Below are 25,422 nucleotides of genomic sequence, written 5' to 3'. Positions count from 1 at the left end.
AGCGACAATGTTGAGCATACTCTGGAGTTTTGTCGCCTTTATCGTGGCACTCGGTGTATTAATCACGGTGCACGAATTCGGCCATTTTTGGGTTGCCCGCCGCTGTGGCGTAAAGGTTGAACGTTTCTCAATTGGCTTCGGTAAAGCGCTATGGCGTCGTAGCGATCGCCAAGGTACCGAATATGTTATCGCCTTAATTCCGCTCGGCGGCTATGTCAAAATGCTTGATGAGCGCGTTGAGAGCGTTCCTGCTGAACTACGCCATCAAGCCTTCAACAATAAAACCGTGCTGCAACGCGCTTCCATCATCGCCGCCGGTCCCATCGCTAATTTCATTTTTGCCGTGTTTGCCTATTGGGTGGTGTTCATCCATGGCGTGCCGGGGGTTCGTCCGGTTGTTGGCGAAATTCTGAACGGTTCGGTCGCTGCAGAGGCGCAAATTACCTCTGGGATGGAACTAAAAGCGGTGGACGGTATCGAAACGCCTGATTGGGATGCTGTGCGCATGGCACTGATCGGTAAAATTGGCGACAGCAATGCCACGCTTACCGTCTCGCAGTTTGGTGAAGAAGCCACGCAGCAGAAGCAGTTAGATTTGCGCGAATGGCAATTTGAGCCTGATAAACAGGACCCGGTCGTGGCGTTAGGCATTCGTCCACGTGGGCCGCAGATTGAAACGACCTTAGCTGAAGTTCAGGCAAACTCACCGGCAAGCGTTGCCGGTTTGCAAGCAGGCGATAGGATCGTTAAAGTCGATGGTCAGCCGTTAACACAATGGCAGGCTTTCGCGGCACAGGTACGCGATAATCCACGCAAAAACATGGCGCTGGATGTCGAACGAAACGGCGAACCGGTGGCGTTGACGTTAACGCCGGAAGCGAAACCGGGTAATGAAGCGGAAGGCTTTGCGGGAGTTATCCCGCGCGTAATTCCGCTACCTGATGAGTACAAAACGGTAAGGCAGTATGGACCTTTTGCCGCCATCGGCGAAGCCAGTGTCAAAACCTGGCAGTTGATGAAGTTAACGGTCTCGATGCTGGGCAAGTTGATAACCGGGGAAGTGAAGCTGAATAATCTGAGCGGGCCAATTTCGATTGCGCAAGGTGCGGGGTTATCAGCGGAATACGGGGTGATTTACTATCTGATGTTCCTGGCGCTGATCAGCGTCAACTTAGGGATCATCAACCTGTTCCCTCTGCCGGTATTAGATGGTGGACATCTACTCTTTCTGGCGATCGAAAAGATCAAAGGTGGACCGGTGTCCGAGCGAGTTCAGGACTTCAGTTATCGCATTGGCTCAATTTTGCTGGTGTTATTAATGGGGCTTGCACTTTTCAATGATTTCTCACGTCTGTAATAGCTGGAACGCAGACAGGCGCGGGATGTGTTAGGAAAACGCATAACAACGATGGCGATGAAAAAGTTGCTCATAGCGTCGCTGCTGTTCAGCAGCGCCACCGTTTACGGTGCAGACGATTTCGTAGTGAAGGACATTCATTTCGAAGGTCTACAGCGAGTCGCCGTCGGCGCGGCTCTGCTTAGCATGCCTGTACGTGTCGGTGATACCGTTTCTGATGATGACGTCAGAAACACCATTCGTTCACTGTTCGCCACAGGTAACTTTGAAGATGTCCAGGTTCTTCGTGACGGAAATACCCTGATTGTTCAGGTGAAAGAACGTCCGACCATTGCCAGCATCACTTTCTCCGGTAATAAAGCGGTTAAAGAAGAACAGCTGAAGCAGAACCTTGAAGCTTCTGGAGTACGTGTCGGTGAAGCACTTGACCGTACCACGCTCTCTTCGATTGAGAAGGGGTTGGAAGACTTCTACTACAGCGTCGGTAAATACACCGCCAGCGTCAAAGCGATTGCGACACCGCTGCCGCGTAACCGCGTGGATTTGAAGTTCGTCTTCCAGGAAGGCGTTTCTGCTCAAATCCAGCAGATCAACATCGTTGGTAATAAAGCCTTTAGCTCTGACGAATTGATCTCGCGCTTCTCACTGCGTGATGAAGTGCCATGGTGGAACGTGGTCGGCGATCGTAAATACCAGAAGCAAAAGCTGGCCGGGGATCTTGAAACCCTGCGCAGCTTCTATCTGGATCGCGGTTATGCGCGCTTCAACATCGATTCAACCCAAGTGAGCCTGACGCCAGATAAAAAAGGCATCTACATCACCGTGAACATCAACGAAGGCGATCAGTACAAGATTGCCGGCGTGATTGTAAACGGCAGCATGGCGGGCCACTCGGCTGAAATCGAAAAAATGACGCGTATTCCATCGGGTGAGCTGTATAACGGCACCAAAGTCACGCAGATGGAAGATGACATCAAAAAACTGCTGGGTCGTTATGGCTATGCCTACCCGCGTGTAGTGACACAGCCTGAAATTAACGACGCAGACAAAACCGTTAAACTGCATATCAATGTGGATGCCGGCAACCGCTATTACGTGCGTAAAGTGCGCTTCGAAGGTAACGATACCTCGAAAGATGCCGTACTGCGCCGTGAAATGCGTCAGATGGAAGGTGCCTGGTTGGGCAGCGACCTCGTTGACCAGGGTAAAGAGCGTCTGAATCGTACCGGTTACTTTGAAACCGTCGATGTCGATACCCAGCGCGTGCCAGGTTCTCCGGACCAGGTAGACGTCGTCTACAAGGTTAAAGAGCGTAACACCGGTACCTTTAACTTTGGTGTCGGTTACGGTACTGAAAGTGGCGTCAGCTTCCAGGTGGGTGTGACCCAGGAAAACTGGCTCGGTACCGGTAATACCGTTGGCATCAGCGGTACCAAAAACGATTACCAGACCTATGCTGAATTCTCACTGACCGATCCGTACTTCACGGTCGACGGTGTGAGCTTGGGTGGTCGCGTATTCTATAACGACTTTAAAGCGGATGATGCGGACCTGTCAGACTACACCAACAGAAGTTATGGTGTGGATGGCACGTTGGGCTTCCCGGTTAACGAAAACAACACATTGCGTGTTGGCCTGGGTTATGTACATAACGACCTGTCTAACATGCAGCCGCAGGTTGCGATGTGGCGTTATCTGGACTCGGTTGGCCGCCATCAGGGTCTGAACGATGACGGTGATTTCTCTGCGGATGACTTCACCTTCAACTACGGTTGGACCTACAACACCTTGGATCGTGGATTCTTCCCAACCAAAGGTAACCGTACCAACCTGAACGGCAAAGTGACCATTCCAGGTTCTGACAACGCCTTCTACAAAGCGACGTTGGATTCTCAACAGTACGTACCGTTGAACCGCGATGGCACCTGGGTGGTGCTGGGACGTGGCCGTATTGGATATGGTGACGGACTCGGTGGTAAAGAGATGCCGTTCTATGAGAACTTCTACGGCGGTGGTTCAAGCACGGTTCGTGGCTTCCAGTCCAATACCATTGGTCCGAAAGCGGCTTACCTGAACGATCACTCGTCCACCTGTAATCTGACGGATGCTAACGGTATCTGTAAGTCAGATGATGCAGTGGGTGGTAACGCTATGGCGATTGCCAGCCTTGAGCTGATCACACCAACGCCGTTCCTGAGCGAGAAATACGCTAACTCAGTCCGTACATCTGTGTTTATGGACGCGGGTACAGTCTGGGATACTAAATGGCAGAACACCGCAGAAACACGTGCGGCGGGCATTCCAGATTACAGCGATCCGAATAACATCCGTGTCTCTGCGGGTGTCGCCCTGCAATGGATGTCGCCATTAGGTCCGCTGGTATTCTCATATGCTCAGCCGATGAAGAAAGTCGAGGGAGACAAATCAGAGCAGTTCCAGTTTAACATTGGTAAAACCTGGTAAAGCTGTTCTGAACAAGGAAGTAACAATACCGTCTTGCACCCGTGTCGCGCTTAGGCGTGACACGCTGCAAACACACACGTTGAGGTAAGGAGTTTATAGTGAAAAAGTTGTTCTGTGCTGCTGCTCTGGGTGTTGCATTAGCTGCTTCTGCGGGTGCCCAAGCGGCCGATAAAATCGCCGTCGTGAACCTGAGCCAGGTTTTCCAGCAATCTCCGCAGCGTGCCGCCGTTGCTAAACAGCTTGAGGGCGAGTTCTCAAGCCGTGCTTCTGACCTTCAGTCGCAGCAGCAGAAAATCCAGGGCGAAATCCAGGATCTGCAGCGTAATGCGTCAACCATGAAAGCCAGCGACCGCACCAAGAAAGAGAAGCAGATTGCTTCTGAGCGTGCTGCTTTTGAACAGAAAGCGCAGGCTTTTGACAAAGACAACCAGTCTCGTCAGATGCAGGAACGTAACAAGCTGCTGGCTAAAATCCAGACCGCTGTTCAGTCTGTAGCGAAGAGCGAAGGTTACGATCTGGTGCTGGATTCTCAGGCCGTGTTGTACTCTTCTACTGATGCTAAAGACATCACTGCTGACGTTGTTAAACAGGTTAAATAATCGATGTCATCAATTCGACTGGCTGATTTAGCCCAGCAGTTGGATGCAGAATTGCACGGAGATGGCGATATCGTCATCTCCGGCATTGCTTCTATGCAATCCGCCACCACTGGTCAAATCACTTTTCTTGCAAACAGCCGCTACCGCGAGCAACTCGCTCTTATCCAGGCTTCAGCCGTGGTGCTGACGGAAGCGGATCTGGAGTGGTGTAAAACGGCCGCCCTGGTGGTGAAAAATCCTTACCTGACCTATGCCCGTATGGCACAACTGCTGGACACGACGCCTCAGCCCGCGCAAAATATCGCGCCCAGTGCGGTAATCGATCCAACAGCGTCGCTGGGTAAGAATGTTTCGGTGGGTGCAAATGCGGTGATCGAGTCTGGCGTTGAGCTGGGTGATGACATCGTGATTGGCGCAGGATGTTTTGTTGGTAAGCAGACGCGCATCGGTCGTGGTTCACGTTTGTGGGCTAACGTTACGATTTACCATGAGATCGAGATTGGTCAGGATTGTCTGATTCAGTCGGGTACCGTGATCGGTGCTGATGGTTTCGGGTATGCTAACGACCGTGGCAATTGGGTGAAAATCCCACAGCTGGGAACCGTGATAATTGGTGATCGAGTAGAAATTGGTGCTTGTACCACTATCGATCGCGGTGCACTGGATAACACTCTGATCGGCAATGGTGTTATCATAGACAACCAGTGTCAGATTGCGCACAACGTTGTGATTGGAGACAACACTGCCGTTGCGGGTGGTGTGATCATGGCGGGTAGTCTGAAGATTGGACGTTATTGTATGATTGGCGGCGCCAGCGTCATTAACGGCCATATGGAAATCTGTGACAAAGTGACCGTAACCGGCATGGGCATGGTAATGCGCCCTATCACAGAGCCTGGGGTATACTCATCGGGTATCCCACTGCAACCCAACAAAACCTGGCGTAAAACGGCAGCCTTGGTGATGAATATCGATGAAATAAGCAAACGCTTAAAAGCCATCGAACGTAAGGTCGGCAAAGACGACTAAACGCATCCCAGCGACCCGCTTTCATAAAAAAGCAGCGTATTTTCTGCCTCATTCGGTTTATCCGGGCAAGGCAGAAGGTCTCTCAAGAAAGCGTTACGCCACCGAACTGATTTGCGGCCTGCGGAGGATCATTTTGATCTGTGCAGGCCGTGTTATTATTGCCATCAGATTTTTTAGGACAGGAAGAGTATTTTGACAACTGAAACGCATACTCTGAAAATCGAAGAGATTTTAGAACTGCTGCCGCACCGCTATCCGTTCTTGCTGGTTGACCGCGTGCTGGAATTTGAAGAGCATAAATATCTGCGTGCGGTAAAGAACGTTTCTGTTAATGAACCGTTTTTCCAGGGACACTTCCCTGGTAAGCCGATTTTCCCAGGCGTTCTGATTCTGGAAGCAATGGCGCAGGCCACCGGTATCTTGGCGTTTAAAAGCGTCGGAAAACTGGAGCCAGGCGAACTCTATTACTTCGCTGGTATCGACGAAGCCCGCTTCAAGCGTCCGGTTGTACCGGGCGATCAGATGATCATGGAAGTCACCTTCGAGAAAACGCGTCGTGGTCTGACACGCTTCAAAGGCGTGGCAACAGTAGACGGCAAAATTGTCTGTGAAGCGACCATGATGTGTGCCCGTAGCCGGGAGGCATAATTAGTGATTGATTCAACCGCCAATATTCATCCCAGTTCCGTCATTGAAGAAGGTGCCGTCATCGGTGCCAATGTTCACATCGGCCCGTTCTGCTTTGTCGGCGCTAACGTGGAAATTGGTGAAGGTACGGTGCTCAAATCGCACGTGGTGGTGAATGGCCACACGCGTATCGGTAAAGATAATCAGATCTATCAGTTTGCTTCGATTGGTGAAGTGAACCAAGACCTGAAATATGCCGGCGAACCGACCCGTGTTGAAATCGGCGATCGTAACCGCATCCGCGAGAGCGTCACCATTCATCGTGGCACCACGCAGGGCGGCAACCTTACCAAAATTGGCAGTGACAACCTGCTAATGGTCAATGCGCACATTGCGCATGACTGTGTGATTGGTAACCGTTGCATCTTCGCCAACAACGCCACGCTGGGCGGCCACGTGACTGTTGATGATTTCGCAATTATCGGCGGCATGACGGCAGTACACCAGTGGTGCACCATTGGTGCACACGTGATGGTTGGCGGTTGTTCAGGCGTCGCGCAGGATGTGCCGCCATACGTTATCGCGCAGGGTAACCACGCGACGCCGTTCGGTATTAACATCGAAGGCCTTAAGCGTCGTGGCTTTAGCAAAGAAGCACTGCACGCCATTCGCAATGCGTACAAGCTGCTTTATCGCAGTGGTAAAACGCTGGATGAAGTTAAACCAGAGATTGAAGAGCTGGCGAAACAACATAGCGAAGTGCAGCCTTTCTACGACTTCTTTGCTCGTTCAACGCGTGGATTGATTCGTTAATCCATGTCAGTGCGTCCCTTAACGATTGCCCTGGTCGCCGGAGAAACCTCCGGCGATATTCTTGGTGCAGGTCTCATTCGTGCGCTTAAAGCGCGCCATCCTGATGCTCGCTTTGTTGGCGTAGCCGGTCCATTAATGCAAGCCGAAGGCTGCGAAGCCTGGTATGAGATGGAAGAGCTGGCAGTGATGGGTATTGTCGAAGTGCTCGGCCGCCTGCGCCGCTTGCTGAGTATTCGCAAGGATTTAACCCAGCGCTTTACCGAACTCAAGCCTGATGTTTTCGTCGGCATTGATGCGCCTGATTTCAACATCACACTGGAAGGTAGCCTTAAGCGTAAAGGGATTCGCACCATTCATTACGTCAGCCCATCGGTGTGGGCATGGCGGCAAAAACGTGTGTTCAAAATTGGCCGCAACACCAACTTGGTATTGGCGTTTCTGCCGTTTGAGAAAGCGTTTTATGATCGCTTCAACGTTCCATGTCGCTTTATTGGCCACACCATGGCGGATGCCATGCCGCTGCAGCCAGATAAGTCCGCTGCGCGACGTGAGTTAGGTATCGCAGATGACACGATCTGTCTGGGCTTGCTGCCAGGTAGCCGTGGTGCCGAGGTAGAAATGCTGAGCGCTGACTTCCTGCGAGCAGCGCAGTTACTGCGACAGCGTTACCCTACGCTGGAAATCGTGGTGCCACTGGTCAATGCCAAGCGCCGTGAGCAGTTCGAACAGATTAAAGCCGAGGTTGCGCCAGAGCTGCCGATGCATTTGCTGGATGGCAAAGGGCGTCAAGCCATGATTGCCAGCGACGCCGCTATTTTGGCATCGGGTACCGCGGCACTGGAGTGCATGCTAGCGAAATGTCCGATGGTAGTCGGTTACCGCATGAAGCCGTTTACCTTCTGGTTAGCAAAACGTCTGGTGAAAACACCCTACGTTTCATTACCTAACTTGCTGGCTGGCCGCGAGTTGGTGAAAGAGTTGCTGCAGGATGAGTGTCAGCCAGAAGCTTTGGCGGCAGCCTTAGAGCCGCTGTTGCATGCCGGCCCAGACCGCGATGCACTACTAAGTACCTTCAACGAATTACACCAACAGATTCGCTGGAATGCTGATGAGCAGGCCGCGGATGCCGTGCTGGAGATTGCCAATGGCTGATTTTATCTATCCCAACGCCCAACGCATTGCGGGCGTTGACGAGGTCGGACGTGGCCCACTGGTTGGCGCGGTCGTCACGGCTGCGGTGATCCTCGATCCCGCGAATCCGATTAAGGGTTTGGCTGATTCGAAAAAACTCTCGGAGAAGCGTCGCCTGGCACTGTATGACGAGATCAAAGAAAAAGCGCTGGCCTGGAGCCTTGGCCGTGCCGAACCTGAAGAGATCGACCAGCTCAACATTCTGCACGCCACCATGCTGGCGATGCAGCGTGCAGTTGCGGCTCTGCCTGTTACGCCTGATTTTGTATTGATCGATGGCAACCGTTGCCCAGCATTGCCAATGCCATCACAGGCCGTGGTCAAAGGCGACAGCCTGGTGCAGGAAATCAGTGCCGCATCGATTATCGCCAAAGTGACGCGTGATCGTGAAATGGCCGAGTTAGACTTGCTGTTTCCGCAATATGGTTTTGCCCAACACAAAGGCTATCCCACCGCGTTGCACATGGAAAAGTTGACTCAGTTTGGAGCTACGCCTCATCACCGCCGCAGCTTTGCGCCAGTGCGTAATGCCTTGATAGATGCCGACGTGCTGGCTGCGCGTCAGCCGACTACGCTTTAATAGCCTGACGCTGTTTTAACCGGAAACTGATATGGCTGAACCTCGTTTTATACATCTGCGCGTACACAGCGACTACTCCATGGTCGATGGCTTGGCAAAAACCAAGCCATTGGTCAAGAAGGCGGCTGCGCTCGGCATGCCGGCGATTGCGATAACCGATTACATCAACCTCTGTGGTTTGGTGCGTTTTTACGGAAGTGCGCACGATGCCGGGGTTAAACCCATCGTGGGGGCTGATTTCCACGTTGCCAGCGATTTGATGGCTGATGAACTTACGCAGCTTACTTTGCTTGCCGCCAATAATACGGGCTATCAGAACCTGACGCTGATGATCTCACGTGCCTATCAGCGTGGATACGGCATCGCGGGTCCGATTATTGACCGTGACTGGTTGATTGAACTGGGCGAAGGCTTGATTCTGTTGTCCGGCGGACGCAAGGGCGATGTTGGACGTAGCCTGCTGCGCGGCAACACTGTTTTGGTCCAGCAGTGCCTTAGCTTTTATCAGGAACATTTCCCCAATCGCTATTATCTCGAATTGACACGTACTGGACGTGCCGATGAAGAGAGTTATCTGCATGCTGCCGTTGAACTGGCGATTGCCGAAGGTGTGCCCGTGGTGGCCACCAACGAAGTTTGCTTCCTGAATGAAGAAGATTTTGACGCCCATGAAATCCGCGTGGCGATTCATGATGGCTATACGTTGGACGATCCCAAGCGTCCACGCCTTTACAGTCCTCAGCAATATATGCGCAGCGAAGAGGAGATGTGCGAGTTGTTCTCGGACATCCCAGAAGCGCTGGAAAACAGCGTAGAGCTTGCTAAGCGTTGTAACGTCACGGTGCGCCTCGGCGAATACTTTCTGCCGCAATTCCCAACTGGCGAGATGACCACTGAAGATTTCTTGGTGGCAAAATCCCAAGAGGGGCTGGAAGAGCGTCTGGAATTTTTGTTCCCGGATGATGCTGTGCGCGCCGAAAAGCGGCTCGAGTATGACGAACGTCTGGAAATCGAACTCAACGTTATCAACCAGATGGGGTTCCCCGGCTACTTCCTGATCGTGATGGAGTTTATCCAGTGGTCGAAGGATAACGGTATCCCGGTTGGACCTGGACGTGGTTCAGGTGCGGGTTCATTAGTGGCGTATGCGCTGAAGATCACCGATCTTGATCCACTGGAATTTGATCTACTGTTCGAACGTTTCCTGAACCCAGAACGTGTGTCGATGCCCGACTTCGACGTCGATTTCTGCATGGAGAAGCGCGATCAGGTGATTGATCATGTCGCTGAAATGTATGGGCGTGAAGCGGTTTCGCAGATCATCACATTCGGCACCATGGCCGCGAAAGCAGTTATTCGTGATGTGGGTCGTGTGCTCGGCCATCCGTATGGTTTTGTCGATCGCATCTCTAAATTGATCCCGCCGGATCCCGGCATGACGCTGGAAAAAGCCTTTGAAGCAGAACCGCAACTGCCGGAAATCTACGAGGCAGATGAAGAGGTAAAAGCGCTGATCGACATGGCGCGCAAGCTGGAAGGTGTCACGCGTAACGCCGGTAAACACGCCGGTGGGGTCGTTATCGCACCGACCAAAATCACCGATTTTGCGCCGCTTTACTGTGACGAGAACGGTCAATTCCCGGTTACTCAGTTTGATAAGAATGATGTGGAATATGCCGGGCTGGTGAAGTTTGACTTCCTCGGCCTGCGTACGCTGACCATCATCGACTGGGCGCTGAAGATGATTAACCCGCGCCGTGCGAAAGAAGGGTTGGAGCCGATTGATATCGCGGCCATCCCGTTGGATGACAAAAAAAGCTTCGACATGCTGCAGCGCTCGGAAACCACGGCGGTGTTCCAGCTTGAATCACGCGGCATGAAAGATCTGATTAAGCGTCTGAAACCCGACTGTTTCGAAGACATGATCGCACTGGTGGCGCTGTTCCGTCCGGGACCGTTGCAATCGGGCATGGTTGATAACTTCATTGACCGTAAGCACGGCCGTGAAGAAATTTCGTACCCGGATATTCAGTGGCAGCACGAAACCCTGAAGCCGGTACTGGAACCGACCTACGGCATCATCCTGTATCAGGAACAGGTGATGCAGATTGCTCAGGTGCTGTCAGGTTATACCCTGGGCGGCGCGGATATGCTGCGCCGTGCAATGGGTAAAAAGAAACCTGAAGAGATGGCTAAGCAACGTTCTGTATTCCAGGACGGTGCAGAAAGCATGGGTGTTAACGGCGAACTCTCGATGAAGATCTTCGATCTGGTAGAGAAGTTTGCCGGTTATGGCTTTAACAAGTCGCACTCGGCAGCCTATGCTTTGGTGTCTTACCAGACGCTGTGGCTGAAAGCGCACTACCCAGCAGAGTTTATGGCAGCGGTAATGACCGCGGATATGGACAATACCGAGAAGGTGGTCGGCCTGGTGGATGAGTGCTGGCGTATGGGCTTGAAAGTGCTGCCGCCCGACATCAACTCTGGTCTGTATCCGTTCCACGTGAACGAAGAAGGTGAAATCGTTTACGGCATCGGCGCGATCAAAGGCGTGGGCGAAGGGCCGATCGAAGCGATCATTGAAGCGCGTAACGAAGGCGGCTACTTCAAAGAGTTGTTCGATCTCTGTGCGCGTACCGACACCAAAAAGATCAACCGCCGCGTGATGGAAAAACTGATCATGTCCGGCGCTTTTGATCGGCTTGGTCCGCATCGTGCGGCGCTGATGAGTGCACTCGGTGATGCGCTGAAAGCAGCGGATCAGCATGCGAAAGCGGAAGCCACCGGGCAAGCAGATATGTTTGGCGTACTGGCGGAAGAACCCGAGCAGGTAGAAAAGTCATACACCAATATCACGCCTTGGCCGGAACAGATTCAATTGGACGGCGAACGTGAGACGCTCGGGCTATACCTCACTGGCCATCCGATTAACCAATATTTGAAAGAAATCGATCGCTACGTCGGCGGCATGCGCCTGAAGGACATGCATCCGACGGATCGTGGTAAAGTAACCATCGCGGCGGGGCTGGTGATTGCTGCCCGCGTGATGGTCACCAAGCGCGGCAACCGAATTGGTATTTGTACTCTCGACGATCGATCCGGTCGCTTGGAAGTGATGTTATTTACCGATGCGTTAGATAAATACCAGCAGCTGCTGGAGAAAGACCGTATCCTGATCGTCAGTGGACAGGTCAGCTTTGATGACTTTAGCGGTGGCCTTAAAATGACCGCTCGAGAAGTGATGGACATCGACGAAGCGCGGGAAAAATACGCGCGCGGACTTGCTATCTCGCTGACGGACAGGCAAATTGATGACCAGCTTTTAAACCGTCTCCGCCAGTCCTTGGAGCCTCATCGTTCTGGGACTATTCCGGTGCATCTCTATTATCAGAGAGCAGATGCGCGGGCGAAGCTGCGCTTTGGTGCAGCGTGGCGTATTTCGCCCAGCGATCGTTTACTCAACGATTTGCGGTCGTTAGTAGGATCGGAGCAGGTGGAACTGGAGTTTGACTAAAACAGGAACATTATGAGTCTTAATTACCTGGATTTTGAACAGCCAATTGCAGAACTGGAAGCGAAAATCGATTCGCTGAAGTCAATTGGTCGTTCGGATGAGAAACACGATATTAATCTGGATGAAGAAGTGCAGCGCCTGCGCGATAAAAGCGTCGAGCTGACCCGTAAAATCTTCTCAGATTTAGGTGCATGGCAGGTTGCGCAGCTCGCGCGTCATCCATTGCGCCCTTACACGCTGGACTATGTCCGCAACGCGTTTGATGATTTCGATGAGTTGGCTGGCGACCGTGCTTATGCCGATGACAAAGCGATTGTCGGCGGGATTGCCCGTCTTGATGGTCGCCCGGTGATGATCATTGGTCATCAGAAAGGCCGTGAAACCAAAGAGAAGATCCGTCGTAACTTCGGTATGCCTGCACCAGAAGGCTATCGTAAAGCATTGCGACTGATGGAAATGGCTGAACGCTTCAAAATGCCATTGATCACCTTCATCGACACCCCGGGTGCATATCCTGGTGTTGGCGCAGAAGAACGTGGTCAGTCTGAAGCGATCGCTCGCAACCTGCGTGAAATGTCAGGCCTGAAAATTCCGGTGATCTGTACGGTGATTGGCGAAGGCGGTTCCGGTGGTGCGCTGGCGATTGGCGTGGGCGACAAAGTGAACATGCTGCAGTACAGCACCTACTCGGTGATCTCACCGGAAGGTTGTGCTTCTATTCTGTGGAAAAGCGCTGATAAAGCGCCTTTGGCTGCTGAAGCGATGGGCATCACCGCCGATCGTCTGAAAGAGCTGAAGCTGATCGATGCGATCATCCCTGAACCCTTGGGTGGCGCGCATCGTCATCCGCTGGATATTGCTGCGAGCTTGAAGAAGCAGCTGCTGGCGGATCTGGCCGATCTCGATGTCTTAAGCACCGAAGAGTTGCTTAACCGTCGTTATCAGCGCCTGATGAGCTACGGCTACGCGTAAGCTAGCTTGCTCATGAAAAAAAGCGGACTCCGGTCCGCTTTTTTTATGTCCGTTAATTATTGAGCGCGATCGTACAGACTGCTACGAATCGGGCAGCAATGACAATCTAACCGGCCAGGAAAGGCCAGCCCGAAGAGCAAAGCGTCCTTTTATTGAGTTCCAGGTGGGATTAGACAGACGACTGTGAATTGGGCAGCAATGACAATCTAACCGGCCAGGAAAGGCCTGCCCGAAGAGCAAAGCGTCCGGGCCATGGACGGCCCGGCCGATCTGCATGGATGCGTTGTTCCTTTGCGATCGGGCTGGCCTTTTCTGGCCTTTGCACTCAACTCTCAGCAATACCCCCCCTAAACAACTGTCTCTTGCATCCCAGCCTTACATCTACTATCAACAACACCGCATTCCAGAACATTCACCTCTTACTTTTCGCTATCCTTATTCAGTGCCATAACACCACAGGAGGTGAGCATTGAATATTATCGCGATCATGGGACCGCACGGCGCGTTCTACAAAGATGAACCGATTCGTGAACTGGACGCAGCCCTCAAGCTGCAAGGCTTCCAGACTGTATATCCCAACAATGCCAGCGACCTGCTGAAACTGATTGAACACAACCCGCGCATCTGCGGTGTGGTTTTTGACTGGGACGATTACAGCCTGGCGCTGTGTAGCGACATCAATCAGCTCAATGAATATCTACACTGTATGCCTTCATCAACACCCATTCGCAGATGGATGTCAGCATCAATGAAATGCGCATGGCGCTGCAATTCTTCGAGTACGCGCTCAATGCCGCTGACGACATTGCACTGCACATCCGGCAGTACACTGATGAATACATCGATAAAATCATGCCGCCGCTCACCAAGGCGCTGTTTACCTATGTGAAAGAGGGCAAATACACATTCTGTACGCCAGGCCATATGGGCGGCACCGCCTTCCAGAAAAGCCCGGTAGGCAGCCTGTTTTATGATTTCTTCGGTGCCAACACCCTGAAGGCGGATGTGTCCATCTCCGTGACGGAACTCGGCTCGTTACTTGACCATACTGGCCCCCATCTTGAAGCTGAAGAGTATGTCGCGCGCACCTTCGGTGCTGAACAGAGCTATATGGTGACTAACGGCACATCGACCTCGAATAAAATTGTCGGAATGTACGCCGCACCGGCGGGTAGCACGGTACTGATTGACCGTAACTGCCACAAATCACTCACACACCTGCTGATGATGAGCGACATCATCCCCATCTGGCTCAAGCCGACGCGTAATGCGCTAGGCATTTTGGGCGGAATTCCGCAGCGGGAGTTCACGCGCGACAGCATTCAGCAAAAGGTCAATGAGACGCCGCGCGCCAGTTGGCCGGTGCATGCCGTCATCACCAACTCGACCTACGACGGTTTGCTGTATAACACGCAGTACATCAAGCAAACGCTGGACGTCCCTTCTATTCATTTCGATTCCGCATGGGTGCCTTACACCAATTTCCATCCCATTTATGCCGGCAAAAGCGGCATGAGTGGTGAACGCATTCCGGGCAAAGTGATTTACGAAACGCAGTCGACGCACAAATTGCTGGCGGCGTTCTCTCAGGCATCGCTGATTCACATTAAAGGTGATTACGACCACGATACCTTCAATGAAGCCTATATGATGCACACCACGACATCGCCGAGTTACGCCATTGTCTCATCGATTGAAACGGCGGCGGCGATGCTGCGCGGTAATCCGGGTAAACGACTGATAAATCGTTCAGTGGAGCGCGCATTGCATTTCCGTCGTGAGATTCAGCGCCTGCGTGAAGAGTGTGATGGCTGGTTCTTTGATATTTGGCAGCCTGAGCAGATTGATGAAGCTGAATGCTGGCCGATCCAACCAGGCGAAGAGGACTGGCATGGATTCACGAACGCCGACCGTGATCACATGTACCTTGATCCGATCAAGGTCACAATTCTGACGCCAGGCATGAGTGAATTAGGACAGATGGCGGAGGAGGGGATTCCAGCGGCGCTGGTGGCGAAGTTCCTCGATCAGCGTGGGGTGGTGGTGGAGAAAACCGGGCCCTACAACCTGCTGTTCCTGTTCAGCATCGGTATTGATAAAACCAAAGCCATGAGCGTGCTGCGTGGTCTGACCGAATTCAAACGCGCCTACGATCTCAACCTGCGGGTGAAAAACATGCTGCCGGATCTCTATGCCGAAGATCCCGACTTCTACCGCAATATGCGCATCCAGACATTGGCGCAGGGCATTCACAATCTGATCCGACAACACGATCTGCCACGCCTGATGCTTAAGGCTTTCGATGTATTGCCTGAATCAAAAATGACGCCGCATCAGGCCTTCCAGCGCCAGGTGCAGGGGCAAGTCGAAACCGTAGATATCCGTGAGTTGGTGGGCCGTGTTTCTGCCAATATGATCCTACCTTATCCGCCTGGCGTGCCGCTGGTGATGCCCGGAGAGATGATCACCGAAGAGAGCCGCGCGGTGCTCGATTTTCTGCTGATGCTCTGCACTATAGGACGGCACTATCCTGGCTTTGAAACGGATATTCACGGCGCAACCCTCACCGAGGATGGACGCTACCTGGTGCGTGTATTGCGTGAAGAGAATAACCGTTAACTTCGGACTAATGCCTCTTTTCAGCGCCGCATGCAGCACGTAGGGTATGCGGCTAATATGAAAACCGGAGCCGCTATGCTGCAGATAAAACAGATCCACCACATTGCTATTATTGCCACCGATTATCAGCGCAGTAAGGCATTTTACTGTGACGTGCTGGGCTTTGAACTACTCGGCGAATATTACCGCGCCGAGCGTGACTCCTGGAAAGGGGACTTAGGACTGAACGGTGTTTATACCATCGAGCTGTTCTCGTTTCCCTCTCCGCCACCGCGCGTCAGTGGGCCTGAAGCATGTGGTCTACGCCATCTGGCGTTTTGTGTTGAGGATGTAGAACAGTCAATTGCTGCATTGGCTGAAAAAGGCGTGGTGTGCGAACCCATTCGCATTGATGCCCTGACCGGCAAAGCGTGCACCTTCTTCCCCGATCCAGATGGTTTGCCGCTAGAGCTGTATCAAGCGTAAACTAGCCTCTGCTGCGGGCCGCAATCAGGCGGCTCGCTCTGACGGAACGTACCCATGTCTTTTTCCCATCTTGCCTCGCTGCTGACACCCGACGCCGGTTATGTGCTGGCGTTCAGCGGCGGGCTGGATTCCACCGTGTTACTGCATCAGCTCGTGAGCCAACAGCTGCGCGTACGTGCTTTGCATGTTCATCACGGATTAAGCCCAAATGCCGACAGTTGGGCGACGCACTGTATGGGTGTTTGCCAGCAGTGGCATGTTTCCTGTGAAGTGCTAAAGGTTCAGGTTGATGGGCAGGCAAAAGGTATCGAAGCCGCAGCTCGCGAAGCGCGCTATCAGGCATTGTTTCAACAACTGCATCCCGGTGAGCACTTACTTACCGCTCAACATCTGGATGATCAGTGTGAAACGCTGTTACTCGCCCTGAAAAGAGGTAGCGGTCCGGCAGGATTAGCTGCGATGCCCGAGCAGCGTCAAGTCGGTGCGCATCTGCATCTGCGTCCGCTATTGGATGTCAGCCGGCAGCAACTGGAAGCTTATGCGGCAGAGCACCAGCTAAGGTGGATAGAAGACGAGAGTAATGCTGACAGCCGTTACGACCGTAATTTTTGCGTCAGCAAATTCTGCCATTGTTACAGGCGCGGTGGCCACATTTCAGTGCTGCCAGTGCCCGCAGCGCGGCACTCTGTGGCGAGCAAGAGCAGTTGCTGGACGAATTACTGGCTGAACAACTGGCGCAACTTGTTGATGAGCGAGGCGCCTTATCTTTCCTTCCGTTGCTGACGATGAGCGAGCCAAGACGGCATGCACTGTTGCGCCGTTGGATCGCACAGCAGGGGGGGGCAATGCCATCGCGCGAGGCGTTAAAACGTATCACCGATGAAGTGATGCACAGCCGCGAAGATGCCAGTCCCTGTCTGATTTTGGGTTCATTCACGTTGCGTCGTTATCGCCAGCAGCTGTTTTGGCTCACACCTCAGCCCTCTCTGAGTCAGCACTCGCTTACCTGGCATGACCGTCGCCAGGCGCTTACGTTGCCCGATGGTTTAGGTACCTTGCAGAGCGACGCTGAGATAGCTTGCTTACGCCCGCCGATTGAGGGCGAATCCATCAACATTCGTTTCCAGGCTCGGGGTTACTATCATCTGCAAGGACGGGCGGGTGGCCGCGACATGAAAAAATTGTGGCAGGAGTTCGGTGTGCCACCGTGGCAGCGTGAACGTATCCCACTGATTTATTACAACCAGACGCTTATCAGTGCGCCGGGGATTTTTGTCACCCGTGAAGGTGCGGCCAGTCATGAGCAAGGCTGGCAGGCGATCTGGATACAACAACAATAAGATGGAGAGCAATGATGAAATACTGGATGGCAGCCGCTTTGCTGGCTGCTGCGTTACCGGCGTTTGCCGACGGCGATGTCAATGCGGGGGCACAGAAAGCCGCAAGCTGCCAGGCGTGCCATGGAGCGGAAGGTAAAAGTGCCGTACCGCTCTATCCCAATCTCGCGGGTCAACATACGCCTTATCTGCTGCATTCGTTACAGGCTTACAAAAAAGGGGAGCGTAGCGGTGGCCAGGCAGAGGTGATGAAAGCTTTTGTGGCTGGGTTAAGCGATCAGGACATGGAGGATTTAGCGGCGTATTACAGTTCGTTGAAGCCTTAAGCGAGAGGGGCGGGAAGAGATTCCCGCCCAGATGCAGGATTTATTCGTCTTCGCTGACGATGACGGTGCCCAGCTCAGGGTGACTAAAGCTGGCGATATGGTCAAGCCGCAGCTCTCGGGTTTCACCGGAGAAATCGACGGCCAGGTATTCCACGTTTTTACGCGAAACCATGTCCACGGCTTTCGCCTTGATCTGATCGCCGTTTTTTAACTCTAAAGACAGCGTCCAGTGTTTGGTGCAGGCGAGTTCGAGGCTATCGTAGTCATCGCAGTTGATGGGTTTGTAGGCTTCATTCGTCAACATAGTCGCTCACCAATAAGTTAGCAGCAGCGTAAGCTGCTTGTTCCCTGACAGAAGAGTTTAGCGCAGAATTAGCGGCAATATCGTTGAGTGCATTTAGCGCGCAACCAATCGCGTCTGGCACATACCCCAGGTCGCCACTACCAATTTCGGCATACTTCTGGCGAACTAACTCACAATACTTTTGCACATACACCTCCTCAGCAGAGCTTAAATACTCTGGTTGATAAGCGACTATAACACAGGGTTTTCATGGAAATCAGCTAGGGGGAGGTGCGATGTATGCAAAGAAAAGTGAAAAAGTGACACATAGCGCTGGTCTCAAGTATTTAGACGGCGCACAAAAGGTTAAGTTGATGAACAGGTTATTACGCGGCACAACGTCGCACTTAACGGCAGGTGACAGATGATCGTAGTGTCACGCTCGATCTCACTTGCCGACAATGAAGTAGAGCTCAGTGCCATCCGTGCACAGGGAGCGGGTGGGCAGCATGTGAATAAAACATCCACTGCGATTCATCTGCGTTTTGATATTCACGCGTCATCACTGCCGCCTTTTTACAAGGAACGTCTGCTTGCGGCAAGCCACCATCTGATCACTGCTGAAGGCGTTGTGATCATCAAAGCTCAGGAATATCGTAGCCAGGAAATGAATCGTGAGGCGGCCCTGCAACGGTTAATCAATCTGATTCGTGAACTCACCACGGTCGAAAGGGCGCGGCGAGCGACACGTCCAACGCGGGCATCGAAAGAGCGGCGGCTTGAGGGGAAATCACGGCGCAGTAATGTGAAGGCGATGCGGGGAAAAGTGCAATAAAAAAACGCCTCCCAGAGGAGGCGTTCAGACTTACTTGTTCAAGGCTTTTGTCAGGAACTCGACGATGTCGTGCTGCTTAATCATCTGCTTCTCGCTAGCAGAACGTGATTTGTACTCAATCTCTTGATTATCGAGATTGCGATCGCCAATCACGATGGTGTGAGGCACGCCAATCAGTTCCATATCGGCAAACATCACGCCAGGACGCTCTTTACGGTCATCCAGAATCACATCAATCCCTTTAGCACGCAGTTGGCTGTAAAGCTCTTCAGCCAACTCTTTCACGCGGAAAGATTTCTGCATATTCATTGGCAGAATCGCCACTTCAAACGGTGCCAAAGCTGCTGGCCAGATAATGCCGCGTTCGTCGTTGTTCTGTTCAATGGCGGCAGCAACCACACGGGTAATACCGATACCGTAACAACCCATGGTCATCACTTGATTACGACCATCTTCGCCCTGTACCGCCGCTTTCATCGCTTCTGAATACTTGGTACCCAGCTGGAAGATGTGACCCACTTCGATGCCGCGCTTGATTTGCAGCGTGCCTTTGCCATCTGGGCTTGGATCACCTTCCACCACGTTACGGATATCTGCAACGCTTGCTTCGGGCAAATCACGACCCCAGTTAACCCCGGAGAAATGCTGACCATCAATGTTCGCGCCAACCGAGAAGTCACTCATTTTCGCCACGGTGCGGTCGGCGATCACGGGAATAGTCAGGCCGACTGGACCGATGGAACCAAATCCTGCGCCGATAGCCGCGCGAATGGCTTCTTCGCTGCCCATTTCTAACGGGGTTGCAACGATGTCCAGATGTTCAGCTTTAATTTCATTGAGTTCATGATCGCCACGTACCAGTAAGGCAACCAGCGCATGACCGCTCTCTTCAGTGGCTTTGACAATCAGCGTTTTCACCGTTTTTTCAACCGGAACCTGATGCTGTTCGACCAGCTCAGCAATGGTCTTGGCATTCGGGGTCGCAAACTGCGTCATTGCCTGCGTGGCTGCTGGACGCTCGCCAGCCGGCGCCAGCGCTTCGGCTTTCTCAATATTTGCAGCGTAATCCGATTCGCTGGAGAAAATCACATCATCTTCACCGCTCAGTGCCAATACCTGGAATTCGTGTGATGCACTACCACCGATTGAACCGGTGTCGGCTTGCACTGCACGGAAATCCAGCCCCATACGGCTGAAGCTCTGGCTGTAAGCGCGATACATCGCATCGTAAGTTTCCTGCAGCGATTCCTGCGTGGTGTGGAACGAGTAAGCATCTTTCATGATGAACTCACGCGAGCGCATCACACCAAAGCGCGGACGCACTTCGTCACGGAATTTGGTCTGGATCTGATACAGATTCAGTGGCAGCTGCTTGTAAGAGCTCAGCTCATTACGGATCAAATCGGTGACCACTTCTTCATGGGTTGGACCCAGAACGAATGGGCGCTCATGACGATCTTTCACACGCAGCAGTTCTGGGCCGTACTGCTCCCAACGACCGCTCTCTTCCCACAAATCGGCAGGCTGAACCACCGGCATGGAGATTTCAATCGCACCCGCGTTGTTCATCTCTTCGCGCACGATGTTTTCAACTTTTCGTAGCACGCGAACACCAGTCGGCAGCCAGGTATAAAGACCAGAAGCCAGTTTACGGATCATACCGGCACGCAGCATCAGCTGGTGGCTGATCACTTCCGCATCGGATGGCGTCTCTTTCAGGGTAGAGAGCAGATATTGAGTAGTACGCATTGATTACGATTCCAGTTGTACGGAAGGACACGGACAAAAAATTTTCTGGCGGCTAGTGTACCAGCGAGATCATTCACTCAAAAGCTTGTTTTAGCGTGGATCGAGAGCGATCACTTCTGTGCCGATCTCATCGATACGCCAGCGCACGTTAAAGTCGAGTAGCCAGGCAGCATACTCACGATCTTCCGCTTCACCTTTACGATAGGCGGGGCGGGGATCCTGTGCTAAGACTTCCGCAATGAAACGGGCCAGATGGGGATAATTGTTTTGCTGCTGAATCTGGCTCTGCGCCAAAGCGGAAAAGCGCACTGGCATATTGGCATCGGGGGCGCTCTGAGCAAAGCCTGCACGCGCGTCAGGCAGCGCTTCAGCGAACGGCAAGTAAGGTTTGATATCAACGACAGGTGTGCCATCGACTAAATCCAAACTACCGAGTTGCAAAATCACCTGCTGCTTTTCACAACGAATGCCTTTCAACTCGACCAGCGACATGCCAATCGGATTGGGGCGAAATGTCGAGCGTGTAGCAAAGACACCCATGCGTGCGTTGCCCCCTAACCGTGGTGGCCGCACAGTCGGACGCCAGCCGCCTTCCATGGTCTGATGGAAGACAAACAGCACCCAAAGATGGCTGAAGGCTTCAAGCCCTCGCACCGCTTCCGGCTGATTATAAGGCGGCAAGAGATGCAACTCGCCGCCGCCATCCTGAACTAAGCCAGGCTGGCGCGGTACGGCAAATTTTTCTTTCCACGGCGAACGAATGACGCCGATTTGCGCAAAGGCAAAATCACTCATTGATTGGAAACTTTCAGGGCTGAGCCTTGGCAAATGGCCTGGCGATAGCAGCCTGGCGTGCTGGTGACGATTTCGCATTTATGCAGCAAAACGGCATTCGCTTTCATGTTGGCTGCTTTAATCTGCAGACGTTTACGCGCCGTGTTGATGTTTGGTGGCGAATCCTGGCTGCTGCTTTGGCAATCATCGGCGGAAACTTCACCCAGATCGCGGAACGGATTGCTAACCAGATCGGTCGCATCGGTATAAATCTTCACTGGCGCAGGGCGAGGAGTGGGTTTGCGCTCAGGTTCGCTAGATGACTGTTGCGGACGAGCGGGGGCGCTGCTTATTGGGTGATATTCACGTACACACCCAGTTAGCATTAAGGCTAACAAGCAGAGCGGTAAGAAACGCATAGCAACATCCTCAATAGAAAAAAGTGGCGTTATTGAAACAAGGACGGGATTAAATAACAAGTCAGCAAAAAGAAAGGGCGGCCGAAGCCGCCCTACATGGCATGAAAGGCGAAAATTACCAGCCCTTCACTGCACCGCCGTTGAAGATTTTATTCGCGGCTTCAGAAACTTCATCAGACTGATATGCCTGAACAAATTTCTTCACGTTTTCCGCATCTTTATTGTCTTCACGGCTCACAATCAGGTTCACGTATGGAGAATCTTTATCTTCGACAAAGATGCCATCTTTCGCTGGGGTCAGACCGATCTGGCTGGCATAGGTGGTGTTGATCACGGCCAGAGCAATCTGCTGATCGTCCAGTGAACGTGGCAGCTGTGGTGCTTCCAGCTCAACAATCTTCAGGTTTTTAGGGTTCTCAACGATATCCAGAGAGGTTGGCAGCAGACCTACGCCATCTTTCAGTTTGATCAGGCCCACTTTCTGCAGCAGCAGCAGCGAACGGCCGAGATTGGTTGGATCGTTAGGAATAGCAACCTGTGCGCCGTTCTGCAGTTCATCCAGTGATTTGATTTTTTTGGAGTAACCAGCAATTGGGTAGACGAAAGTATTCGCTACAGCAACCAGCTTATAACCACGGTCTTTGATCTGCTGATCCAGGTAAGGTTTGTGCTGGAAGGCGTTAACGTCGATATCGCCTTTGCTCAGCGCTTCGTTTGGCAGCACGTAGTCGTTAAAGGTCACCAGCTCAACATCCAGGTTGTATTTTTCTTTAGCGACTTTAACTGCAGTCTCAGCAACCTGCTGCTCAGCACCGACAATCACACCCACTTTGATGTGGTTTGGATCTTTAGCTTTCTGATCGCATCCTGCCAGCGCAATTGCGCCAATCAGAGCACCCACAGCGGCAATCTTTTTAAATGTGAAAGACATATCCTTTCCTTAATAGAGGACTATTGATGTTGTTTACTTATTTATGTGACACAGCACGCACGATGCGGTCGCCACAGAATTGAATGAGATACACCAGAACAACCAGCAGGATCAGCACGGTATTCATCACAGTGGCGTTATAGCCAATGTAACCATATTGATAGCCAATCTGACCCAGTCCACCTGCGCCGACGGCGCCGCCCATCGCGGAGTAGCCAACCAGCGTAATCAGGGTAATTGTAGCGGCATTCACCAGACCCGGCAGGGCTTCTGGCAGCAGCACTTTACGCACGATCTGCAGGGGGGTAGCGCCCATCGCACGTGAGGCTTCGATTAAACCGGTTGGCAACTCTAACAGTGCATTCTCGACCATACGTGCAATAAAGGGTGCGGCACCCACAGTCAGCGGTACGATCGCGGCCTGCAAACCAATGGAGGTGCCGACAATCATGCGCGTGAAAGGAATCATCCACACCAGTAATATAATGAAGGGGATCGAACGAAAAATGTTCACCACCGCAGAGAGCACGCGATAAAGCGCGCCATTGGCCAGAATTTGTCCTGGGCGAGTGACGTACAGCAGCACGCCGACGGGCAGGCCGAGCACAAAACCAAAGAAACCAGAGACGAAGGTCATCATCAGCGTTTCCCAGACGCCACGCGTCAGTAACCATAGCATCGCTTCAGACATAACCCAGTACCTCTACTTTCACATGATTTTCTTTTAACCAGGCAATGGCTGCCTGTGTATCTGTTTCATTGCCATCCATCTCGGCCAGCATAATGCCGAACTTCACGCCGCCGGCGTAATCCATCTGCGCACTGATAATGTTGTTATTCACATTGAAGCGACGAGCGGCTTCTGACAGCAGTGGTGCATCCACGGATTTTCCGGTGAACTCCAGACGCAACAGCGGGACGCTTTCAGCGGAGGCTTGCGGCTGCATGCGCTGCTGGTAATCGTCTGGAATATCCAGATGCAGCGTCGATTGAATGAACTGCTGAGCCAGCGGCGTTTTAGGATGTGAGAACACTTCGCTGACGCTGTCTTTCTCAATCAGTTCGCCATTACTGATCACGGCAACCTGATCGCAGATGCGTTTCACCACATCCATTTCATGGGTGATCAGCAGAATAGTGATCCCCAGACGGCGGTTGATGTCTTTCAGTAATTCTAAGATGGAACGCGTCGTTGCTGGATCGAGGGCGCTGGTGGCTTCGTCACACAGCAAAACTTTTGGATTAGTGGCCAGCGCACGGGCAATTGCCACACGCTGCTTTTGTCCACCGGAAAGATTTGCGGGCCAGCTGTCGTGTTTGTCTGCCAGTCCAACCAACTCCAGCAGTTCAGTCACGCGGTTTTTAATCTGCTCGCGTGAGAGATTGCCCAATTCGAGCGGCAGCGCAACGTTACCGGATACGGTACGTGAGTTCATCAAATTGAAGTGCTGAAAGATCATGCCAATCTGACGGCGTGCCAGCGTCAGTTTTGAAGAGGAAAGGGCAGTCAAATCCTGACCATCAACCAGAACGTGCCCTGATGTTGGACGCTCAAGCAAGTTAACGCAGCGGATTAGCGTACTCTTACCGGCACCGGAAGCACCGATGACGCCATAAATCTGTCCCGCAGGCACGTGCAGGCTGACGTTAGAGAGCGCCTGAATGGTACGTGAACCTTGCTGGAACACTTTGGTAATGTTTTCGAGTTTAATCATTAGTTTAATAGTTATCGTGTTGCGTTATCCGTGGTGTATCGGGTTTCACGCGATCGCACTGCGTGAAATTTGGATGGATGTTAAGGCATCCAGACGGCTAAATCAATCGAAGTCATTCAATCTGCCATTCTCTCTATATATGCAATCATGCGATACTGTGCGGCATTATTTGCAGCAGGAGTTTCTACGTGTCGAACAAAGTCCCCGCTATTTTTCTAGATCGTGATGGCACCTTAAATGTCGATCATGGTTATGTTCACGAAATCGATAATTTTGAATTCATCGACGGCACCATTGAAGCGTTACAAGCGCTGAAGAAGATGGGCTATGCACTGGTGCTGGTGACCAATCAGTCCGGTATTGCGCGCGGCATGTTTACTGAAGACCAATTTATGCAACTCACTGAGTGGATGGATTGGTCGCTGGCGGATCGTGATGTCGATCTTGATGGCATCTATTTCTGTCCTCATCTGCCAGATGCAACAGTAGAAGAGTATCGCCAAGTGTGTGATTGCCGTAAGCCGCAGCCCGGTATGCTGCTCTCTGCGCAGAAGCATCTGAACATCGATATGGCTGCTTCTTATATGGTAGGTGACAAAATAGAAGATATGCAGGCAGCGTCGGCGGCAGGTGTGGGTACTAAAGTACTGGTTCGTTCTGGTAAGCCGGTCACTGCTGAAGGGGAAAATGCAGCAGATTGGGTACTTAATAGCCTGTCAGAACTGCCTGGACGCATTAAAAAGGGCTGATTTAGGCGGTTTTGTGCAATTTTCAAGCGAACGAATAAAAACTTGAAAATTGCCCTTGCGCTTCCTCAGAACCTG

General features: G+C 52.4%; 22 protein-coding genes and 2 pseudogenes. 16 read left to right on the top strand and 8 right to left on the bottom strand.

Features of this window, described 5'->3' with window-relative positions; translation table 11 throughout:
- The first annotated feature begins 7 nt into the window (after positions 1-7).
- The 14 genes and pseudogenes from rseP (at position 8) to HA51_RS23130 (ending at position 17,892) form a co-directional block, all read left to right on the top strand.
- Positions 8-1,357: a sigma E protease regulator RseP gene (rseP, locus tag HA51_RS23195; RefSeq protein ID WP_084937347.1), complete on the top strand. Its 1,350-nt coding sequence runs from the start codon at positions 8-10 to the stop codon at positions 1,355-1,357.
- Positions 1,358-1,408: 51 nt separating this feature from the next.
- On the top strand, positions 1,409-3,820 hold the full coding sequence (gene bamA, locus HA51_RS23190) for an outer membrane protein assembly factor BamA (RefSeq protein ID WP_084937344.1): 2,412 nt from the start codon (positions 1,409-1,411) through the stop codon (positions 3,818-3,820).
- Positions 3,821-3,918: 98 nt separating this feature from the next.
- Positions 3,919-4,419, top strand: coding sequence for an OmpH family outer membrane protein (locus HA51_RS23185; protein ID WP_084937341.1), 501 nt, complete (start codon positions 3,919-3,921; stop codon positions 4,417-4,419).
- Between the two features lie 3 nt (positions 4,420-4,422).
- Positions 4,423-5,448 carry a UDP-3-O-(3-hydroxymyristoyl)glucosamine N-acyltransferase gene (gene lpxD, locus HA51_RS23180; RefSeq protein WP_084937338.1) on the top strand — a complete coding sequence of 342 codons (1,026 nt, stop codon included), beginning with the start codon at positions 4,423-4,425 and terminating at the stop codon, positions 5,446-5,448.
- 192 nt (positions 5,449-5,640) lie between these two features.
- A complete protein-coding gene (gene fabZ / locus HA51_RS23175; protein WP_013507953.1) occupies positions 5,641-6,096 on the top strand; it encodes a 3-hydroxyacyl-ACP dehydratase FabZ in 456 nt (151 codons plus the stop codon).
- A gap of 3 nt (positions 6,097-6,099) precedes the next feature.
- On the top strand, positions 6,100-6,888 hold the full coding sequence (lpxA, locus tag HA51_RS23170) for an acyl-ACP--UDP-N-acetylglucosamine O-acyltransferase (protein WP_045832791.1): 789 nt from the start codon (positions 6,100-6,102) through the stop codon (positions 6,886-6,888).
- 3 nt (positions 6,889-6,891) lie between these two features.
- Entirely contained in the window at positions 6,892-8,040 is a 1,149-nt protein-coding gene (gene lpxB / locus HA51_RS23165) for a lipid-A-disaccharide synthase (protein ID WP_084937335.1), read from the top strand.
- Positions 8,033-8,659 carry a ribonuclease HII gene (gene rnhB, locus HA51_RS23160; protein ID WP_084937333.1) on the top strand — a complete coding sequence of 209 codons (627 nt, stop codon included), beginning with the start codon at positions 8,033-8,035 and terminating at the stop codon, positions 8,657-8,659. Before lpxB ends, rnhB begins: the two co-directional genes overlap by 8 nt.
- A gap of 31 nt (positions 8,660-8,690) precedes the next feature.
- Positions 8,691-12,173 (top strand): DNA polymerase III subunit alpha, encoded by a 3,483-nt coding sequence (dnaE, locus tag HA51_RS23155; RefSeq protein WP_084937330.1) that lies wholly within the window; start codon positions 8,691-8,693, stop codon positions 12,171-12,173.
- A gap of 12 nt (positions 12,174-12,185) precedes the next feature.
- Positions 12,186-13,145, top strand: coding sequence for an acetyl-CoA carboxylase carboxyl transferase subunit alpha (gene accA / locus HA51_RS23150; protein ID WP_084937328.1), 960 nt, complete (start codon positions 12,186-12,188; stop codon positions 13,143-13,145).
- Between the two features lie 469 nt (positions 13,146-13,614).
- A pseudogene (locus tag HA51_RS23145) lies at positions 13,615-15,764 on the top strand (lysine decarboxylase LdcC).
- A 75-nt stretch (positions 15,765-15,839) separates the two neighbouring features.
- Complete coding sequence (locus HA51_RS23140; protein WP_084937325.1) at positions 15,840-16,229, top strand: VOC family protein; 390 nt, start codon at positions 15,840-15,842, stop codon at positions 16,227-16,229.
- Positions 16,230-16,283: 54 nt separating this feature from the next.
- Positions 16,284-17,569: pseudogene (gene tilS / locus HA51_RS23135) on the top strand (tRNA lysidine(34) synthetase TilS).
- A gap of 14 nt (positions 17,570-17,583) precedes the next feature.
- Complete coding sequence (locus HA51_RS23130) at positions 17,584-17,892, top strand: c-type cytochrome (protein ID WP_084937322.1); 309 nt, start codon at positions 17,584-17,586, stop codon at positions 17,890-17,892.
- Between the two features lie 40 nt (positions 17,893-17,932).
- On the opposite strand, the gene rof is transcribed toward HA51_RS23130, so the two are convergent.
- Together rof and HA51_RS23120 are read right to left on the bottom strand one after the other, a co-directional pair.
- Positions 17,933-18,196 (bottom strand): Rho-binding antiterminator, encoded by a 264-nt coding sequence (gene rof / locus HA51_RS23125; protein WP_084937319.1) that lies wholly within the window; start codon positions 18,194-18,196, stop codon positions 17,933-17,935.
- Positions 18,183-18,383: a YaeP family protein gene (locus tag HA51_RS23120; protein ID WP_013507964.1), complete on the bottom strand. Its 201-nt coding sequence runs from the start codon at positions 18,381-18,383 to the stop codon at positions 18,183-18,185. Before HA51_RS23120 ends, rof begins: the two co-directional genes overlap by 14 nt.
- 216 nt (positions 18,384-18,599) lie before the next feature.
- Between HA51_RS23120 and arfB the strand changes: the two genes are divergently transcribed.
- Positions 18,600-19,010: an alternative ribosome rescue aminoacyl-tRNA hydrolase ArfB gene (gene arfB, locus HA51_RS23115; RefSeq protein ID WP_084937316.1), complete on the top strand. Its 411-nt coding sequence runs from the start codon at positions 18,600-18,602 to the stop codon at positions 19,008-19,010.
- 30 nt (positions 19,011-19,040) lie between these two features.
- On the opposite strand, the gene proS is transcribed toward arfB, so the two are convergent.
- From proS to metN, 6 genes are all read right to left on the bottom strand, one after another.
- Complete coding sequence (gene proS, locus HA51_RS23110; RefSeq protein WP_084937314.1) at positions 19,041-20,759, bottom strand: proline--tRNA ligase; 1,719 nt, start codon at positions 20,757-20,759, stop codon at positions 19,041-19,043.
- A gap of 90 nt (positions 20,760-20,849) precedes the next feature.
- The gene (gene tsaA, locus HA51_RS23105) at positions 20,850-21,554 is read right to left on the bottom strand and encodes a tRNA (N6-threonylcarbamoyladenosine(37)-N6)-methyltransferase TrmO (RefSeq protein ID WP_084937311.1); all 705 of its coding nucleotides are present in this window, start codon (positions 21,552-21,554) and stop codon (positions 20,850-20,852) included.
- Positions 21,551-21,952 (bottom strand): Rcs stress response system protein RcsF, encoded by a 402-nt coding sequence (rcsF, locus tag HA51_RS23100; RefSeq protein ID WP_084937309.1) that lies wholly within the window; start codon positions 21,950-21,952, stop codon positions 21,551-21,553. The genes tsaA and rcsF overlap by 4 nt, the downstream gene beginning before the upstream one ends.
- 115 nt (positions 21,953-22,067) lie before the next feature.
- Complete coding sequence (locus tag HA51_RS23095) at positions 22,068-22,883, bottom strand: MetQ/NlpA family lipoprotein (RefSeq protein WP_084937307.1); 816 nt, start codon at positions 22,881-22,883, stop codon at positions 22,068-22,070.
- Between the two features lie 37 nt (positions 22,884-22,920).
- Positions 22,921-23,574, bottom strand: a complete 654-nt coding sequence (locus tag HA51_RS23090) for a methionine ABC transporter permease MetI (RefSeq protein ID WP_084937304.1) — start codon at positions 23,572-23,574, stop codon at positions 22,921-22,923.
- Positions 23,567-24,598, bottom strand: coding sequence for a methionine ABC transporter ATP-binding protein MetN (gene metN, locus HA51_RS23085; protein WP_084937301.1), 1,032 nt, complete (start codon positions 24,596-24,598; stop codon positions 23,567-23,569). The genes HA51_RS23090 and metN overlap by 8 nt, the downstream gene beginning before the upstream one ends.
- A gap of 188 nt (positions 24,599-24,786) precedes the next feature.
- On the opposite strand from metN, the gene gmhB reads away from it, so the two are divergent.
- Positions 24,787-25,347, top strand: a complete 561-nt coding sequence (gene gmhB / locus HA51_RS23080) for a D-glycero-beta-D-manno-heptose 1,7-bisphosphate 7-phosphatase (RefSeq protein ID WP_084937298.1) — start codon at positions 24,787-24,789, stop codon at positions 25,345-25,347.
- Positions 25,348-25,422 lie beyond the last annotated feature (75 nt).

This window comes from Pantoea rwandensis (assembly GCF_002095475.1).
In the GTDB taxonomy this organism is placed as follows: Bacteria; Pseudomonadota; Gammaproteobacteria; order Enterobacterales; family Enterobacteriaceae; genus Pantoea; species Pantoea rwandensis.
The sequence above is the reverse complement of the archived record's forward strand: the minus strand, read 5'-3'. Positions and strand labels throughout refer to the sequence as shown.

Bases quoted from the DNA above. Each gene is read 5' to 3' on its own strand.
- HA51_RS23090 (WP_084937304.1), bottom strand. From the start codon at position 23,574: ATGTCTGAAGCGATGCTATGGTTACTGACGCGTGGCGTCTGGGAAACG.
- rnhB (WP_084937333.1), top strand. From the start codon at position 8,033: ATGGCTGATTTTATCTATCCCAACGCCCAACGCATTGCGGGCGTTGAC.
- proS (WP_084937314.1), bottom strand. From the start codon at position 20,759: ATGCGTACTACTCAATATCTGCTCTCTACCCTGAAAGAGACGCCATCC.
- dnaE (WP_084937330.1), top strand. From the start codon at position 8,691: ATGGCTGAACCTCGTTTTATACATCTGCGCGTACACAGCGACTACTCC.
- HA51_RS23130 (WP_084937322.1), top strand. From the start codon at position 17,584: ATGAAATACTGGATGGCAGCCGCTTTGCTGGCTGCTGCGTTACCGGCG.
- metN (WP_084937301.1), bottom strand. From the start codon at position 24,598: ATGATTAAACTCGAAAACATTACCAAAGTGTTCCAGCAAGGTTCACGT.
- lpxB (WP_084937335.1), top strand. From the start codon at position 6,892: ATGTCAGTGCGTCCCTTAACGATTGCCCTGGTCGCCGGAGAAACCTCC.
- rof (WP_084937319.1), bottom strand. From the start codon at position 18,196: ATGTTGACGAATGAAGCCTACAAACCCATCAACTGCGATGACTACGAT.
- tsaA (WP_084937311.1), bottom strand. From the start codon at position 21,554: ATGAGTGATTTTGCCTTTGCGCAAATCGGCGTCATTCGTTCGCCGTGG.
- bamA (WP_084937344.1), top strand. From the start codon at position 1,409: ATGGCGATGAAAAAGTTGCTCATAGCGTCGCTGCTGTTCAGCAGCGCC.
- accA (WP_084937328.1), top strand. From the start codon at position 12,186: ATGAGTCTTAATTACCTGGATTTTGAACAGCCAATTGCAGAACTGGAA.
- rseP (WP_084937347.1), top strand. From the start codon at position 8: ATGTTGAGCATACTCTGGAGTTTTGTCGCCTTTATCGTGGCACTCGGT.
- lpxD (WP_084937338.1), top strand. From the start codon at position 4,423: ATGTCATCAATTCGACTGGCTGATTTAGCCCAGCAGTTGGATGCAGAA.
- HA51_RS23140 (WP_084937325.1), top strand. From the start codon at position 15,840: ATGCTGCAGATAAAACAGATCCACCACATTGCTATTATTGCCACCGAT.
- HA51_RS23095 (WP_084937307.1), bottom strand. From the start codon at position 22,883: ATGTCTTTCACATTTAAAAAGATTGCCGCTGTGGGTGCTCTGATTGGC.
- arfB (WP_084937316.1), top strand. From the start codon at position 18,600: ATGATCGTAGTGTCACGCTCGATCTCACTTGCCGACAATGAAGTAGAG.
- rcsF (WP_084937309.1), bottom strand. From the start codon at position 21,952: ATGCGTTTCTTACCGCTCTGCTTGTTAGCCTTAATGCTAACTGGGTGT.